Here is a 15,428-nt window from a genome sequence, read left to right on the forward strand (position 1 = left end):
CGTTCAACATTTAACCAACCAACCCCAGGCCAGCCCCGGTACTCTATGAAGAATTCGCAGAAAGTTTTTATCTGGTCCCTGTCGGCTGCTCTGGGCGGTTTTCTGTTCGGATTCGACACAGCCGTCATCTCCGGGGCGGAGCAAACCCTTCAAAAGCTGTGGAATTCCAGCGCTTTTGAGCATGGCCTGACGGTCTCCATCGCGCTGATTGGCACCGTGTTCGGCGCCCTGTTCGGCGGCGTCCCGGCCGACCGATACGGGCGCAGGAAAAGCCTGTTCATCGTGGCGATTCTGTATCTGGTTTCGGCCATTGGCTCGGCCCTGGCTCCGGGTTGGTTTGTTTTTCTGGTCTTCCGGCTGGTGGGCGGCGTGGGCGTGGGCATCTCGTCGGTAGTTGCGCCGATGTACATTTCCGAAATCGCTCCGCCCTCCCGGCGCGGGAGGTTGGTTGCTTTGTTTCAGTTCAATATCGTGCTGGGTATTCTCATTTCGTATCTGTCCAACTACGCCTTGGAGGGCATCGGCGAGAACGCCTGGCGCTGGATGCTCGGCGTGGAAGCCATTCCGGCGCTGCTTTTCATGGGAACCCTCTTCCTGATTCCCGAAAGTCCGCGCTGGCTGATCCTGAAGCGGGGCAAAATAGAGGAAGCGCGGACCATTCTGGCTACCAGCGATGCTGGCGACGCCGACCGCGTGGTTACAGCCATCATCGACAGCCACCACCAGTCCACCGGGTCGAGCTTTCGGGATCTCTTCAAGCCGGAATACAAACGCCCGGTGACGCTGGCCGTGATGTTTGCGCTGTTCAATCAGCTGGCGGGCATCAATGCCATTATTTACTACGCGCCCCGGGTGTTCGAGATGGCCGGACTGGGCAAAGAGTCGGCCCTGCTTTCGTCAGCGGGCATTGGGCTGGTCAACTTGCTGGCGACGCTGGCGGGTTTACTGCTCATCGACCGGTTCGGGCGCAGATTCCTGATGCAGATTGGCTCTTTCGGCCTGATCGCCTCGCTCTCGCTGGTTTCCTATTTCTTTTTTACCGATACGTTGGGCGGGATGCAGGTACCCTTCTTTCTGTTTGTTTACATCGCCTTCTTCGCTATGTCGCAGGGGGCCGTCATCTGGGTATTCATTTCCGAAATATTCCCCAACGACGTGCGGGCTTACGGGCAATCGCTCGGTAGTTTCACGCACTGGATTGCGGCGGCGGTCATCTCCTTCATCTTTCCGTATCTGGCCCAGACGTTTGGCGGTGGAACTACCTTCGCGTTTTTCGCCGGGATGATGGTGCTTCAACTGCTCTTTGTTCTAAAACTCATGCCCGAAACCAAAGGCACTTCCCTCGAAAAGATCGAAGAATCGGTGGTCGTAGCAGTTGCCTGAAAACTATGAAAAAGAAAAAAGTAATCTGTTTTGGTGAGGTACTTTGGGACATGCTTCCCACGGGAAAACTACCGGGCGGCGCGCCCATGAACGTGGCCTTCCATCTCAATAACTTCGGGGTGGACGCTGCGCTCATCAGCCGGATCGGCACCGACGATCTCGGCGACGAACTGCTGGACTTCATGCAGCAGTCCGGCTTGGATACCTCCCTCGTGCAGCGCGGCACCACCCACCTGACGGGCGTAGTGAAGGTGAACATGGACGATCACAATGAGGTAACCTACAAAATCGTGCAGCCTGTGGCCTGGGACTACATTCTATTAGAAGAAAAGGCTGTGCGGACCGTAGCCGAAAGCGACTGCTTCGTTTTCGGATCGCTGGCTGCCCGAAATCCCGGTACGCGCGAAACGCTGTACGAAATGGTTAAAAGCGCCCCTTTCAAGGTATTCGATGTCAACCTGCGGGAACCGTACTACACCCGATCCGTGGTCGAGCATCTTTTGCAGGAAACGGACATGGTCAAAATGAACGCCCACGAATTGGCACTCATTGCCTCCTGGCACAACCCGCTGACGGACGAGAAGTCGGCCATCCGGGAGCTGGCCCAACGCTACGAAACGCCAACGGTCTGCGTGACGCGGGGCGGCGCAGGCGCTATACTCTGGAAAGACAGGAAGTTTTACGAAAGCAAGGGCTTCGAAGTGAAGCTGAAAGACACCATCGGAAGCGGCGATTCTTTTCTGGCCGCTTTGATCGACGGCCTCTTGAAAGGTGCCTCGCCAGGCGAAAGCCTGGAACGTGCCTGCGCGGTGGGTTCTCTGGTCGCTACGCATCAGGGCGCAACGCCGACTTTTTCTCAGGACGATATTCAGAATCTGGCAAATAATGCAAAGCGGGTGGGATAGCGAAAATGCGCGCCTCCCCGATTGTTAAAAACACCAAGACTTTTAAAAATTACCAAAAAAATGTACAAAGCAATCGTTTACCTGGTTCTATCTTCACTTATGGTCGCCTGCAATTCCTCCGGTCAGCCCGATTCCACGGAGGCCACTCCGGACGGCTACCGTCCCGCCTATCACTATACGCCCGAGAAAAACTGGGTCAATGACCCCAACGGATTGGTGTACCTCGACGGTGAGTATCACCTTTTTTATCAGTACAACCCCTATGGCGATACGTGGGGACACATGAGCTGGGGACACGCCGTAAGCAAAGACCTGAAAACCTGGGAGGAACTACCCGTTGCCCTGGAAGAATACCCCAGCGCTGACAGCAGTGAGACCATGATTTTCTCGGGTTCCGTGGTGGTGGATAGTGAGAATACCTCCGGCTTTTTTGAGCCGGGTTTCAAGAACGGCATGGTCGCTATCTATACTTCCCATGTCCACCGGGGCGATGTGGGACTGGCACAGCACCAGAGCCTGGCTTACAGCAGCGATAAGGGCCGTACCTGGAAGTACTATGACCAAAATCCTGTGCTGGATCTGAACATGAAAGATTTTCGCGATCCGAACGTGTTCCGCTACCAGGGCAAGTGGAAAATGATCGTCGTCAAGCCCCTCGACTATGTGGCGCAGATTTATGAGTCTGAAAATTTGAAAGACTGGAAACTACTCAGTGAGTTTGGGAAGATGGGCGACATGGCCAAGATTTGGGAATGCCCATCGCTCTTTGAAGTACCCGTAGCGGACAGCGACGAGAAAAAGTGGGTCATGTTGATTTCAAGCGCGGCCGAGGACACCGAATTCACCGGCATGCAGTACTTCGTGGGTGATTTCGACGGGCAGCGTTTCACGCCGCAGCCGCAAGAGGGCGTATTCCGGTTGGACAATGGAAAAGATTTTTACGCCGCTATTCCGTACAACAACCTGCCTGATTCTCAAAAAAATCCGATCATCGTCGGCTGGGTGAACAACTGGATGTACGCCAACCAGATCCCGGCCAGTGGTTCGCGCGGGATGTTTTCGTTGCCCCGTGCCCTGTCTTTGAAAAAGCAGGGCGATACTTATATCGTTGTTCAGCGGCCAATTTTCAAAGAAGGAATTTCAACCAAGACGATCAGCGTGAAAGCCAAGGATCTGGCGGGACAAACTTTCGATATGCCCACTAATTCTTATCGGCTTACCCTCACGATCGACCTGAGCGATGCCCAGGATTTTACAATCGACCTGCTGAAAAAAGATAACCAAAGTACCCCCCTCCGCTACGATGCCGCTACCGGAAAACTCAGTCTCGACCGTACGAATTCGGGTGATGTCGCTTTCCACGAACAGTTTCCCAGCGTGGAATCGGTTAGCCTGAATCCTAAAAACAAACAGTTGAAACTGGATATTTTTGCCGACAATTCGGTGCTGGAAATCTTTGTCAACGACGGTGAGAAGGTGCTGACTGAGTTGGTTTTTCCGGGAAACGGTACAAGCCGGGTGGCAGCCAAAACCGATTGATCTTCTAAACCTTACTTCGACTGTGTAGAATAAGGGGGTGAAATGACGCAGGTACTTGAAGCTTCCATAACTTTTTGAAAAAGTTATGGAAGCTAACATTGAATCATTAGTCAGCACGACAGAATCGGAACGCCTGGAAAAGAAATCCACGGGCGCGACTAACAAGGCGCCCTACCTGTACAGGTTTCCCAAATGACGGGAATTAGCCCGGATATGCCAATACGCGACAATTTTCGCAGACGTACCGGCAGACTATTTCAACGTGCGGATATAGGAAAGCAGATCGGCAACCTGCTGGTCGCTGTACTGGTCGATGAGGCCCTTGGCCATGAACGAACGGTTGGGAAGGAAAAACTGATTTTTGATTTCCTGGGCCTTAATGTACAGTTTACTCCCTCCCATGAAGGCGAGGGTAGTGCCGCTGTCGTCTTTCCCCACCAGATACCCTTCCACCACGCTACCGTCTTTTTTGTTGATCCGGTACAGCGCGTAGCCAGACTCCACGGCGGCATCAGGGTCGAGGATCGCCGTGAGCAGGGCCTGGGTTTCGCGGGAAGCCGAGCCGTCGAGCGCCGGAGCGATGTTCTGTCCGTCGTTGCCCACCTGATGGCATAGCAGGCAGGTCTGGAATAGTAGTTTACCTTCGCCGGGATTACCTGTGTTCTTCGCAGCGAGGGCGCTGTATTTTTTGATTTTAGTCTTGATTTCCAACTGCTTTTCTTCCTGCTGCCTCTTAATATCCGCCAGCATTGCCTGACTGCGGCGATCGTTGCGGTTAACGCTGGCGAGGCGTTCCGTCAGGGTAGTCGGCAGCAGCGCCAGGTCGCCGGGGTTTTGGCCGTACACGTTCATTATCACCGCCGCACCGCGCGGCGAGGCGGTCAGCGTTTCGGCCAGTTTTATTTTGTCAGGATCGCTCAGGTCGGGGAGCCAGGTCGCTAACGCTTGCTGCCCGGCGGCCGAATCGGCTTTCAGCAGCTTGTCAAGCGCGAAGATCCGGGTGGCCGAAGTCCACTTTTCATTCTGTACCGTCTGGCTGAAAATATTCCGGTTTTCGGCGTTGCTTTCCAATGCCTTCAAGGCCAGCCGCAAGGTGGGTTCGGGCGTTTGCTGGTCGACAACAGCAACGACTTCGTCTCGTGCATCGGCCATGCTAAAACGGCTTATCGCGTCCAGCGCCAAATCCACGTCCACCTGTTCTTTGCTTTTGAGGAGCTGAAAAATGGGCTTGGCCACCATCGTCGAAAAAGCAGGCGACTGCAGCCGGGCTTCGTTGCGCACGGCATAGCCTACGTAGTTTCTGGCCTGGGCGGGCTGCTGCATGACGGGTTGCACGGCGTCGTAAATTGACTTGTCATCCAGCATATCGGCCACGCTGACAAAGGTAGTTTCATCCAGCGTATCCAGCTTTGCCTGGGGCCAGAGGGTCAGGAAAGCCGCTTCTTTTTCCTTCCTGGGCAAAACCTCGATCGCCCACAGCCGATTGACCGCGGGGCTTTTTTCGCCCTGTGAGCTTTTCAAAAAAGTTTGTAATTCGTTGGGGTACTTTTCCAAAGCCTTACGAGTCAGGTACCGCTCGAATTTCCGCTCATAAGCGCCGCCCATCGCGTTGCCGGGCAGTTCAGGCTTTGCGGCCTTCACCAGCAACCCGATGGTCAGCGGGTCAGCGTGCGGACCTTCGCCCAGCGTTCGGAGTACCTGCGAACGCACCATTGCGGTTTCGTCCTCGACCAAATTTTGCAATAGCTCCGCGACCTGCGCCGGAGGCAGTGAAAAGCTTGCCAGCGATCGAACGGCTTCGCGGCGCAGGTCGGGAGCTGGAGAGGCCAGCAAAGTGGCGAGAAGCGGGGAATCGTAGTGATGAATTCCTTCCAGGCACCAGAGTGCGTGAATGCGGGTGGTTTCGGTTTGCGAATCATCGGCGGCCAGCGCGATCAGGGCCGGAGCCAGTACTTTCGTTTCCGCCAGCGGCCGGTCGGAAATCTGGTGCCAGGCGGCCCGCTTTGCCCACAGGGAGGGCGATTTCAGATAACCAGGTAGTTCGCGGGTTTTTATTTTATAAAAATCAGGTACCTCGCGCGGTTGCTGACTGACGTGGCGGATACGCCAGATGCGACCATTTTTCTTATCGCGGTCGGGATGGGTAGTGGGCAACTCGTTGTGCGAAACGATCTTATTGTACCAATCGGCGATATACAGGCAGCCGTCAGGCCCAAATTCCATATTGACGGGCCGGAACCAGTCGTCCTCCGACGTCAGCAGGTCGGGCAGGTGCTGGGCGGTCACGCTCCCGTCGGCCTCCCGCACGATGCGCACCGCGTTGATGGAGCTGGTAATGGGGTTGGCCAAGAAAGCCACATCGCGGTACTCGGGCGGGAAAGTACCCGCCGCGTCGTCGGCGAAGGCCAGGCCCGAAATGCCCGTACCGCCTACCCGAAACTCGTGCAACAGCGGCATAAAGGGCTGATAAGGCCTCAGCCGCTCGTTGCCGATACCCGGAAAACCCGTGCCGGGCTCCATCGGGGCTACCGAGTACCCCAGATCGTTGGCCTCGGAGCCATACCATTGGCCGTTGTCCCGCAACTGGAATCCCCAAATATTATTCAATCCCGAACTAACCAGCTCCATCCGCGTGGCATCCAGCGAAAAACGGGCGATTTTGCTGTAATCGACTTTCAATTTACTCCCGCTTTTCACCGAAACTACCTCACCCTTGTTTAGCGCTCCCTGACTGAAATGAATCCAGTCGCCGGGCGCACGCACCAACACGTGACCCATCGTGTGGGTGTCTGTGTAGCCGAATCCCGTAAAGAGCGGCACGCGCTGGTCGGCGCGGCCGTTCTGGTCTTTATCGTGCAGAAAAAAAAGCTCGGAACCCTGCATGACGTACGCGCCGTCTTTGTAAGGCAGAATGCTCATCGGAATCGCCAGCCCGTCGGCCCACACGGTAGTTTTGGCTTTTTGGCCGCCGTACAGGTTGGAGAGGATGAGAATCTGATCCTCTCCTTTGGTTTTTCCCTGGTAAAGATCGAGAATGCGCCTGAAGGCAGGGTTTTCTTGCTGGGCTTTCGGATCGTTCATCAGCCGTTGCAGATCGTTCCATTTAATATCAGCCACCGGATCGAGGGGGTACATGCGGGCCGTTTGGGTCCAGAGCCGTCCGGCGTCGTCGAAAGTCAGGTCGATTGGGTTGACGACGCCGTCTTCCTGACTGGCGACTAGTTCGATCACGAAGCCTTCGGCCAACTTGAAGCCCGCCATTTCCTTCGCCGCCGAGTAAACCTCCGTGCGGTTGGACTGCGTCTTTTTGTCCTGGGAAAAGGCGGCTGAGGTGGCCAGTAGCGTCACCGCCAGCAAGCTACCCAGCCAAAAGCGGTCCGTCCTGTCGTTTATTTTTTTCATTCCTGACCTTTGTTTTACAAAAAATCAACGCGCAACTAACGAAACTCCGTGATCGTCAAATCCCGGAACTCGACCTGACCCGCACCGCCGCTGTGAATTTGCACGGCGATGACACCTTTGGCGGGAATGGATTCGTCCTTTTCCACGTAATCGACGGTCTTGACGCCGTTGATGTAGAGTTCGTGGTGATTGCCCCGGCAGCGGATAATGTAGCTGTTCCACTCGCCCGGACGCAGTACGTGACGCAAAGTGCTCAGGTCGCCGCCGACGAGCTTGGCCCGGCGGTGCTCGTCGTAGAGATCACCCCAGTAACCGTCACCGATGTCGGCCTGGTAACCTATCACTTTGCCATCTTTCACGAAAGAGCGGTACTGAATGCCGCTGTTGATCATCCCGGTCGCCGGGTCGCCCGTGAGGCGGAAGAGGCAGCGAAACTCGAAGTCGCCGTATTCTTTGATGGTGTGCAGGTAGGTATTGGCGGGAATTTTTTTGATCCCGTCGCCGCTGCGGATGGTGCTGTCGCTTACCGACCACCAGGCCTGGTAGTCAGGATTGGCCGTTTTCCAGCCATTGAGGGTTTTGCCGTCGAAAAGGGAGACGGCAGACGGTGAGGTCTGGGCACGAAGCGAAGTGCCGAGCAGGACAACCATCAAACCCGACAGAGCGAACAGCCGATGGTACTTTGGGAGTTGAGAATAGACGATGGAGCGCATGGGTACTTTTGACTGGATGTTTTGTCAAAAACACTAAGGCACAAGATGTCGTTTACTACCCTTTGAGAGAGGAGGAAGGGAGGAAACGATAAAAAGATGCTATCGTTATTCTCCCGCCGGGCGGCCCCGTTTCCTCCCTTTGCATTACTACTCCGACCGCAGCGAGTTCACCGGATTCATCAGCGCCGCTTTCACGGCCTGAAAACTGACCGTCAGCAGAGTGATGACCAATGCCCCTGCACCCGCAGCGGCGAAAATCCACCACGACAACTCAGTGCGATAAGCGTACTTCTGCAACCAGCCTTCCATGAAGTACCAGGCCAGCGGAGCAGCGATCAGCAGGGCGATGACAACGAGCAGCACAAAATCTTTCGACAGCAGCCTCCACAAGCTCGCCACACTCGCGCCAAGTACCTTGCGCACGCCGATTTCCTTGGTACGCTGCTCAGCGACGTAGGAGGCCATTCCGAAAAGTCCGAGGCAGGAAATAAGTATGGCTAGTCCGGCAAAAAAGGCCGCCAGGGTACCGATGCGCTCTTCGGCCGCAAACTTGATGGCGAAATCTTCTTCAGCGAATGTGTACTTGAATGGGTTGACCGGATCGAATTTTTTGTACACCGCTTCGACTTTGGATAGCGAGGTAGTTGCACTCATGCCGGGATTCAGCTTCATACTAAGAAGGCTGTTCCGGCTCTGTTCAACAAAGAAGATGGTCTGCTTCACTGGCTCGTAGGGCGACTGGGTAACGAGGTTCTTCACCACACCGATGATGCGGAAGTCCATATCCTGCCAGCGGACTATTTCCCCCACCGGATTTTCCAGCCCCATGTATCTCACTGCCTCTTCATTGATAACCAAAGCAGTAGAATCCGATGCGAAATTTTTGTCAAAGTCCCGTCCCTCCTTGATCTGCCAGCCAATCGTTTTGCCAAACTCCGGGGTGACGCGCATCGATACAAATTCGTCGCCCATGTTGGGGTCTTTTCCCTTCCAATCCAATCCGCCATTGGTGATGTAGGTGAAAGTAATTGGGCTGTCGGTAGCAGTCATCTCCTGCACGGCCCCGGTACTCAGGATCTCCTCCCGGAAAGCCTCGTAGTGGCTTTTGATTTCGCCGGATTTCATGGGTATCGTTATCAGATTACTTCGATCATAGCCGATGGGGCGGTTTTTGGCGTGCTGAATCTGTTGGTACACGATGATCGTGCCGATAATCAGCGTCACCGAAACGGTAAACTGCACCACTACCAGCGCCTTGCGGGGCATGGAAGCAAAACGCCCCGACACAATGGTTCCTTTGAGGGTCTTGATCGGAGAAAAAGAAGACAAATACAAAGCCGGATAACTGCCGGCAAACAATCCGGTAAAAAGGACGAAACCAAAACCAGCCCACCAGAAAACCGGACTCGCCCACGGAAAAACGATTTGCTTGTCCGTCACCTCGTTGAATGCGGGCAAACCGAGCAAAACCAGGAATACTGCCAGCACGAATGCCAACACCACTACGAGCAACGATTCCCCAAAAAACTGCGTGATGAGTTGTCCGCGCATGGAACCTACGGCTTTACGCAAACCCACTTCCCGCGCCCTTTTCTCGGAGCGCGCCGTGCTGAGGTTCATGAAATTGATGCAGGCCAGCAGCAACACGAATATCCCAATGATGCCGAATAACCACACATATTCAATGCGTCCACCGCTTTGAATCCCATTCTCAAATTCTGAACGGAGGTACCAGTTTTTCATTGGTTGCAGGAATATCTCGGCCTTAAATTTCTTTTCCTCCTCGCCGACCTTGTTGAATTTGGCATTTTTGATTTTGGCCGAAACATCCGCCATCGTCGTGTTTTCGGCGATTTGGGCGTAGGTCAGGAACCAGTTGTTGCCCCAACCCAGCCAGGGGGGCAGGTTCTTGTTGTTGAGTTCCCAGGGCGCGATGAAGGTCAAATCCCGAAAGGAAGAATTGTAGGGCAGGTCGGCATACACCCCCGTCACTTCCACATCTTCCCGGTTATTCAGCTTGACGATTTTTCCAAGTGGGTCGGCTTCGCCGAAGAGTGCCTGGGCCGTGGATTCGGAAAGCATAATCGAGTTGGTTTCCGTCAGTCCGGCGCGGGTACCTTTGCGCATTTGCAGCGTCAGCATCTCGGGTGCTTCCGGTCCCATGTAGTTGCCGGTTTTCGTTATTTTCTTGTCCCCCACGGCCAGGAGCTGCTCGAAGTTGAAAGAAGAGATGACGATATGCTCGAAGTTGTCGCCGTAGCTATCCCGAAGTTCGGGGGCCAGTAGTTTAGGTACATTAGGTGCAGCCTGTATTTCGCCGTTGAAAGTCTGGTTCTGCATCACCAGCGCGATGCGGTCGTAGTTATCGAAGGAGCGGTCGTAGCTCAGTTCGTCATAAACCCACAAACCAATAAGCATTGCCACCGTCATGCCCACGGCCAGGCCGCCAATGTTGATGAAAGAGTACCCTTTGTTCCGGATCAGGTTGCGGAAGGCGATTTTAAGGTAGTTGCGAAGCATGGCTGTTACGTTTTTAGATTATTTCTTTCATTAGAAACTGAGGGTCACTCCGATCTCAGACTCTTCACCGGATTCATCAAAGCCGCCTTAATCGCCTGAAAACTTACCGTCAGCAGCGTAATTACCAATGCTCCCGTACCCGCCGCCGCGAAGACCCACCACGAAAGTTCGGTGCGGTAGTTGTATTTCTGCAACCAGCCCTCCATGAAGTACCACGCCAGCGGCGAGGCGATCAACAGGGCAATAAGTACCAGAAAAACAAAATCCTTGGAAAGCAGCCGCCACAAACTGGCTACGGATGCACCAAGTACCTTGCGGACGCCGATTTCCTTAGTGCGCTGCTCGGCCATGTACGAGGCCAGGCCGAACAGTCCCAGGCAGCTGATCAGTATAGCCAGGCCAGTGAAAACGCCCGCCAGCTTACCGATGCGCTCCTCGGAGGCGAACTTGGCGGAATATTCTTCATCCACGAACTGATACTCGAAGGGCAGGTCAGGGAAGTTTTTCTTATAAATACTTTCGACGGTAGCAAGGGATTGGCTGGCGCTTTGGGCGGGATTCAGCCGGAGGTTGTAGTAGCTGGCGTTGTTGTACTTGTCAAACACGTACATCGATTGCTTCACGGGCTCGTAGGGCGACTGCATGATCATGTCGTCGATGACACCGATAACGGTTAGCGGAGGCTCGGGATCTTCTTCATCGTCGTCGCGGATAAGGGTACCGATGGGATCTTTCAATCCCATGTATTTTACGGCGGTCTTGTTCAGAATAACGGCATTGGAGTCGGAGGCAATCTCGCGTGAGAAGTCGCGCCCGGCGATGATTTTCAAGCCCAGCGATTGGACGTACTCAGGTGAGACCATCGTCCAGGCCAGGTCTTCCTGAAAACCCTCGGGCTTGCCTTCCCACAAAAAACCGGAACGATTGGAATAAACTTCGGTTGTAGGGCTGCTGGCCGATGACATCTCGACTACGGCTCCCGAATTGATAAATTCCTGGCGGAGGAAGTCGAATTTTCCATCAAAACTACCCCGACTCAGAGGAATTTGGATCAATCCCTCGCGATCGTAGCCAATGGGGCGGTTCTTGGAATGCTGGATTTGCCGAAATACGATGATAGTGCCAATAATCAGGGCCACCGAAACGGTGAATTGCATCACCACCAGTACTTTGCGGGGTAGCGCGGCGAAACGTCCCACCCGAAAAGTACCTTTCAGGACTTTAACGGGTTGAAACGAAGAAAGGTAAAGGGCGGGATAGCTGCCGGAAAGCAAGGCCGTAAAGAGAATAAACAGCAACGATGCGCCCCAGAAATAGCCGTTGGCCCAGGGGAATTCTATCTTTTTGTCGGCTAATGTATTGAAAGACGGCAGCGCAATCAATACCAGAATCATGGCCACGACAAAGGCCATCCCGACTACGAGGAACGACTCGCTCAAAAACTGGGTAATGAGTTGAGTTCTGACCGAACCTACCGACTTTCTGATTCCTACTTCCTTAGCGCGTTTCTCGGAGCGCGCCGTGCTGAGGTTCATAAAATTGATGCACGCCAGCAGCAGCACAAACGTGCCAATGATGCCGAACAGCCACACATTTTCGATCCGGCCGCCCGTCTGGACGCCGTTTTCAAAACTGGCTTTCAGATGCCAGTCATTCATGGGCAGCAGAAATATCTCTGGTTTGTGCTGGGTGACGTCCTCATCGGCAGCCTTCATCTTGACATCCTTGATTTTGGCCGACACCTGCTCCATCGTGGTGTTGTCGGCAATCTGGGCGTACAACTGAAAGGAGTTGTTCCCCCACTGATCCACCGCGCGCTGCATCCATTCCGCGCTCGCCAGGAGTTGATCCCAGGGGATGATGTAAGTCGTCTTGCTGAAATCGTTGTTGGCAGGAATATCGGCGTACACACCCGTTACTTTCAGGTTGTGCTCATTGTTGAGTTTGACGATTTTGCCCATCGCTTCTTCATTGCCAAAAAGCGCTTTCGCCGTAGTTTCCGCCAGCAAAATGGAGTTGGTTTCTTTCAGGCCATCCCTTTGTCCCGCCAGCATTTCCAGCCCCAGCATCTCGGGAGCACCCGGCTGCATGAAATTCCCTTCTTTAGCCATCTTCTTTTCCCCATGCGCCAGAATACTGCGAAACCGCCAGCTACTCATCACCAGGTGCTTGAAGTTGTCGCCGTAGCTATCCCGCAGCGCCATTTCCAGCGGACGGGGAATGGCTTGTCCGGTACCGATTTTCCCGTTGAAGGTCTGGCTCTGGTACACCTGCGCGATGCGGTCGTGGTTTTTGTGGTAATGGTCGAACGTAAGTTCGTCATTCATCCACAGGCCGATCATGATCGCCACGGCCATGCCGACCGCCAAGCCGCCGATGTTGATGAACGAATAAGCCTTGTTACGGACGAGATTTCGGTAGGCGATTTTGAGGTAGTTGGAGAGCATGGCTGGGTTTGAGTTGAATAAATTGAATGGTCTTTTTGCTTCTTTGTCTGCTTAAATCATTCGCTCCGCAGTGACTCCACCGGATTCATTAATGCCGCCCTCACGCTCTGATAACCCACGGTCAACAAAGCAATCGCCATGGCCGTGATGCCCGCCAAGGCAAACACCCACCACGAAATATCGACATGGTAGGCAAAATCCGCCAGCCACTGGTCCATGAAGTACCAGGCGATGGGCGAGGCGATGACCAAGGCGATCAGCACCAACAGCACGAAATCCTTGGACAGCATTCCCACGATGCTGGCTATGCTCGCGCCCAGCACTTTCCGGACGCCGATTTCTTTGGTCCGCTGGAAAGCGGTGAGCGTGGCCAGGCCAAACAGGCCCAGGCAGCTGATCAAGATGGCGATGCCCGTGGAAAGGTTAATGATTTTGGCCATCGTCCGCTCGGATTCATAGTACTGCGCGATCATGTCGTCGTAGAACTTGTACTCGAAGGGCGCGTCCGGGTAGGTCTGCTTCCATAATCTTTCCATTTCCCGGATGCCCGCCTGCCAGTCGGCGGGTTTGCTGGAAGCTAGTTTTACGTTAAAACTTCCGGTTTTGTCCTTCTCGGTCATCAATGTCAGCGGGTCGATTTTTTGGGAAAAAGTATCCGTGTGAAAATCTTTCACAACGCCCACGATGGGAATCGAAAAATGGCTGTTTTCATCAGTCAAAAACTTTCCTACTGCCTCCTGCGGGTTCTCAAAGCCGAATTCCCGCACGGCGGTTTCGTTGATCACGTACTCCCGCACGGTGTCGCTGGGGAGCAGATTGCGCCCGGCCAGGAGTTTCATGTTATAAGTACCCAGCAAATCCGTATCCACGTATTTGCGATATACGCTGCGCTCCACTTCCGTATTTGCTTCTTTATACACCAGGCCGCCGCTGGAAAAATTCTGGTTGAAGGGCGGATTCCCCAAACTTACGGCGGCCACTTGCGGGAGGCGTTTGAGCTCCTCTTTCAGCGCAAATTGTTTGTTGCCGTATGTTTCGCTTAACAGCAATCGGTAGGGTACCTGAAAAGTCAATACTGCTTCACGATCGAAACCCAAATCCTTTTCCATCGTATAGCGCATTTGCTGATTCATGATGATGGCCCCAATGACAAATGCCTGCGCAATCACGAACTGAAAAACGATCAGACTTTTACGTAGGGAAAAGCTATTCCTGCCAATTCTAAGACTAACCTGCCCACGCAAGACCTGCGTCGGCTGAAATCGGGTGATCAGCAGGCTGGGGTACCAACCTGCCAGCACACTAACGGAGAGGGCGAGGAATGCCATGAAAAGCAACGTTTGTCCGGCGTTGGGATAAAGCTCCAGACCTTCGGGAAAAAGGTCACTGAAGCTGGTCCGGAACGTTATCGTCCAGACGAACGCCAGGCCACAGGCCAAAATGGTAACGATGAAAGTTTCGCCCAGAAAGTGCCCGATCAGGCGGCTCCGTGAGCTGCCCAGTGTTTTGCGGATACCAATTTCGCGCGCACGCTGAGGTACCTGCGCCGTGGTGAGGTTGACATAATTGATGACCGCCAACACCAACAGGAAAGCTGCCAGACCCATGAGGGCCAGCAGAATATTTTTGTTCACAGTGCGCACCCGGCCCGCGTACTTGGGCGTGAAGTGTACTTTTGAAAGGGGAAGTAAGTCGTGCTTACGGGAAAAATTCCCTCCCCAGTTTTTCATCGCTTCCTGCGAGTTTTTCTGCGAAAGGGCATTGATATTTTTGTTCAGTTTAGCCACATCGGTTTTTTCGCCGATAAGCAGATAAATCTCGTCGGACGAGTTGACGCCGCCCCAGGTTTCGGTATAATCTTTGGCCTTTTCGCCCTTCTGAAATGTGGAAAGTGATAAAAATTCCTGTCCCGTAAACGAAGTTGAGCGTTCCAAATCCGCAACCACGCCTGTCACTTCAATAGCCACGGTATCGCGGTACAGAATGGTTTTACCGAGCATCTGCTCCGGCGTCAGCGTGGGAAAGTACTTTTCGGCTCGGGAAAGGGTCAGCACTACTTCGTTGGGTTCAGCCAATGCCCTGGCGGGCGATCCGGCCAGCCAGTGGTAGGGTACCATCTTGAAGTAGTCCGTTGTGGTAGCCTGCACTTGTTCAATATCCAGAAAAACCAGCGGCTTGCCCGAGGCCTGCGGTACTTTAAGACTCATAATCCATTGATTATAGAGCCCTGCCACCGTTTCTACGCCGCCTATTTGCCTGCGGATAGCATCGGCAAGAGGCTTGGGAGCACCCGTGTTCCCGCTTTCCTTACCCTCGAAAGTGAAGTCCGTTACGACTTTATAAATCCGGTGGGCATTGGGTTGATCGGCGTCGAAGCTAAATTCATAACTGACCAACTGGAAAATCATCCAGCAGGCCGCCAAGCCGATCGAAAGCCCCACTACATTGAGGGCGGTGAAAAGGCGGTTGCGCCATAGTTGGCGAAGGGCAAGTTTGAAGTAGTTGAATAGCATAATGGA

The 15,428-nt window shown here is 54.0% G+C and carries 8 protein-coding genes; 3 read left to right on the forward strand and 5 right to left on the reverse strand.

What is annotated here, in order from left to right:
• Nucleotides 1-45: 45 nt before the first annotated feature.
• The 3 genes from IE117_RS22005 to IE117_RS22015 are packed head-to-tail and all read left to right on the forward strand — an operon-like array spanning nucleotide 46 to nucleotide 3,827.
• Nucleotides 46-1,383 carry a sugar porter family MFS transporter gene (locus IE117_RS22005; protein ID WP_189567313.1) on the forward strand — a complete coding sequence of 446 codons (1,338 nt, stop codon included), beginning with the start codon at nucleotides 46-48 and terminating at the stop codon, nucleotides 1,381-1,383.
• Between the two features lie 5 nt (nucleotides 1,384-1,388).
• A complete protein-coding gene (locus IE117_RS22010) occupies nucleotides 1,389-2,288 on the forward strand; it encodes a carbohydrate kinase family protein (protein WP_189567315.1) in 900 nt (299 codons plus the stop codon).
• A 60-nt stretch (nucleotides 2,289-2,348) separates the two neighbouring features.
• A complete protein-coding gene (locus IE117_RS22015; RefSeq protein WP_189567317.1) occupies nucleotides 2,349-3,827 on the forward strand; it encodes a glycoside hydrolase family 32 protein in 1,479 nt (492 codons plus the stop codon).
• A gap of 252 nt (nucleotides 3,828-4,079) precedes the next feature.
• On the opposite strand, the gene IE117_RS22020 is transcribed toward IE117_RS22015, so the two are convergent.
• From IE117_RS22020 to IE117_RS22040, 5 genes are all read right to left on the reverse strand, one after another.
• The gene (locus IE117_RS22020; protein ID WP_189567319.1) at nucleotides 4,080-7,229 is read right to left on the reverse strand and encodes a DUF7133 domain-containing protein; all 3,150 of its coding nucleotides are present in this window, start codon (nucleotides 7,227-7,229) and stop codon (nucleotides 4,080-4,082) included.
• A 35-nt stretch (nucleotides 7,230-7,264) separates the two neighbouring features.
• On the reverse strand, nucleotides 7,265-7,942 hold the full coding sequence (locus IE117_RS22025; protein ID WP_189567321.1) for a 3-keto-disaccharide hydrolase: 678 nt from the start codon (nucleotides 7,940-7,942) through the stop codon (nucleotides 7,265-7,267).
• Nucleotides 7,943-8,089: 147 nt separating this feature from the next.
• The gene (locus tag IE117_RS22030) at nucleotides 8,090-10,462 is read right to left on the reverse strand and encodes an ABC transporter permease (RefSeq protein WP_189567323.1); all 2,373 of its coding nucleotides are present in this window, start codon (nucleotides 10,460-10,462) and stop codon (nucleotides 8,090-8,092) included.
• A 44-nt stretch (nucleotides 10,463-10,506) separates the two neighbouring features.
• A complete protein-coding gene (locus IE117_RS22035; RefSeq protein WP_189567325.1) occupies nucleotides 10,507-12,909 on the reverse strand; it encodes an ABC transporter permease in 2,403 nt (800 codons plus the stop codon).
• A gap of 56 nt (nucleotides 12,910-12,965) precedes the next feature.
• Nucleotides 12,966-15,422, reverse strand: coding sequence for an ABC transporter permease (locus tag IE117_RS22040; RefSeq protein WP_189567327.1), 2,457 nt, complete (start codon nucleotides 15,420-15,422; stop codon nucleotides 12,966-12,968).
• Nucleotides 15,423-15,428: the final 6 nt, after the last annotated feature.

The organism is Persicitalea jodogahamensis, from assembly GCF_014651615.1.
Lineage (GTDB): Bacteria > Bacteroidota > Bacteroidia > Cytophagales > Spirosomataceae > Persicitalea > Persicitalea jodogahamensis.

What these genes read in the sequence shown, in the direction of transcription:
- IE117_RS22005 (WP_189567313.1), top strand. Translation starts at nt 46, where the DNA reads ATGAAGAATTCGCAGAAAGTTTTTATCTGGTCCCTGTCGGCTGCTCTG.
- IE117_RS22010 (WP_189567315.1), top strand. Translation starts at nt 1,389, where the DNA reads ATGAAAAAGAAAAAAGTAATCTGTTTTGGTGAGGTACTTTGGGACATG.
- IE117_RS22015 (WP_189567317.1), top strand. Translation starts at nt 2,349, where the DNA reads ATGTACAAAGCAATCGTTTACCTGGTTCTATCTTCACTTATGGTCGCC.
- IE117_RS22020 (WP_189567319.1), bottom strand. Translation starts at nt 7,229, where the DNA reads ATGAAAAAAATAAACGACAGGACGGACCGCTTTTGGCTGGGTAGCTTG.
- IE117_RS22025 (WP_189567321.1), bottom strand. Translation starts at nt 7,942, where the DNA reads ATGCGCTCCATCGTCTATTCTCAACTCCCAAAGTACCATCGGCTGTTC.
- IE117_RS22030 (WP_189567323.1), bottom strand. Translation starts at nt 10,462, where the DNA reads ATGCTTCGCAACTACCTTAAAATCGCCTTCCGCAACCTGATCCGGAAC.
- IE117_RS22035 (WP_189567325.1), bottom strand. Translation starts at nt 12,909, where the DNA reads ATGCTCTCCAACTACCTCAAAATCGCCTACCGAAATCTCGTCCGTAAC.
- IE117_RS22040 (WP_189567327.1), bottom strand. Translation starts at nt 15,422, where the DNA reads ATGCTATTCAACTACTTCAAACTTGCCCTTCGCCAACTATGGCGCAAC.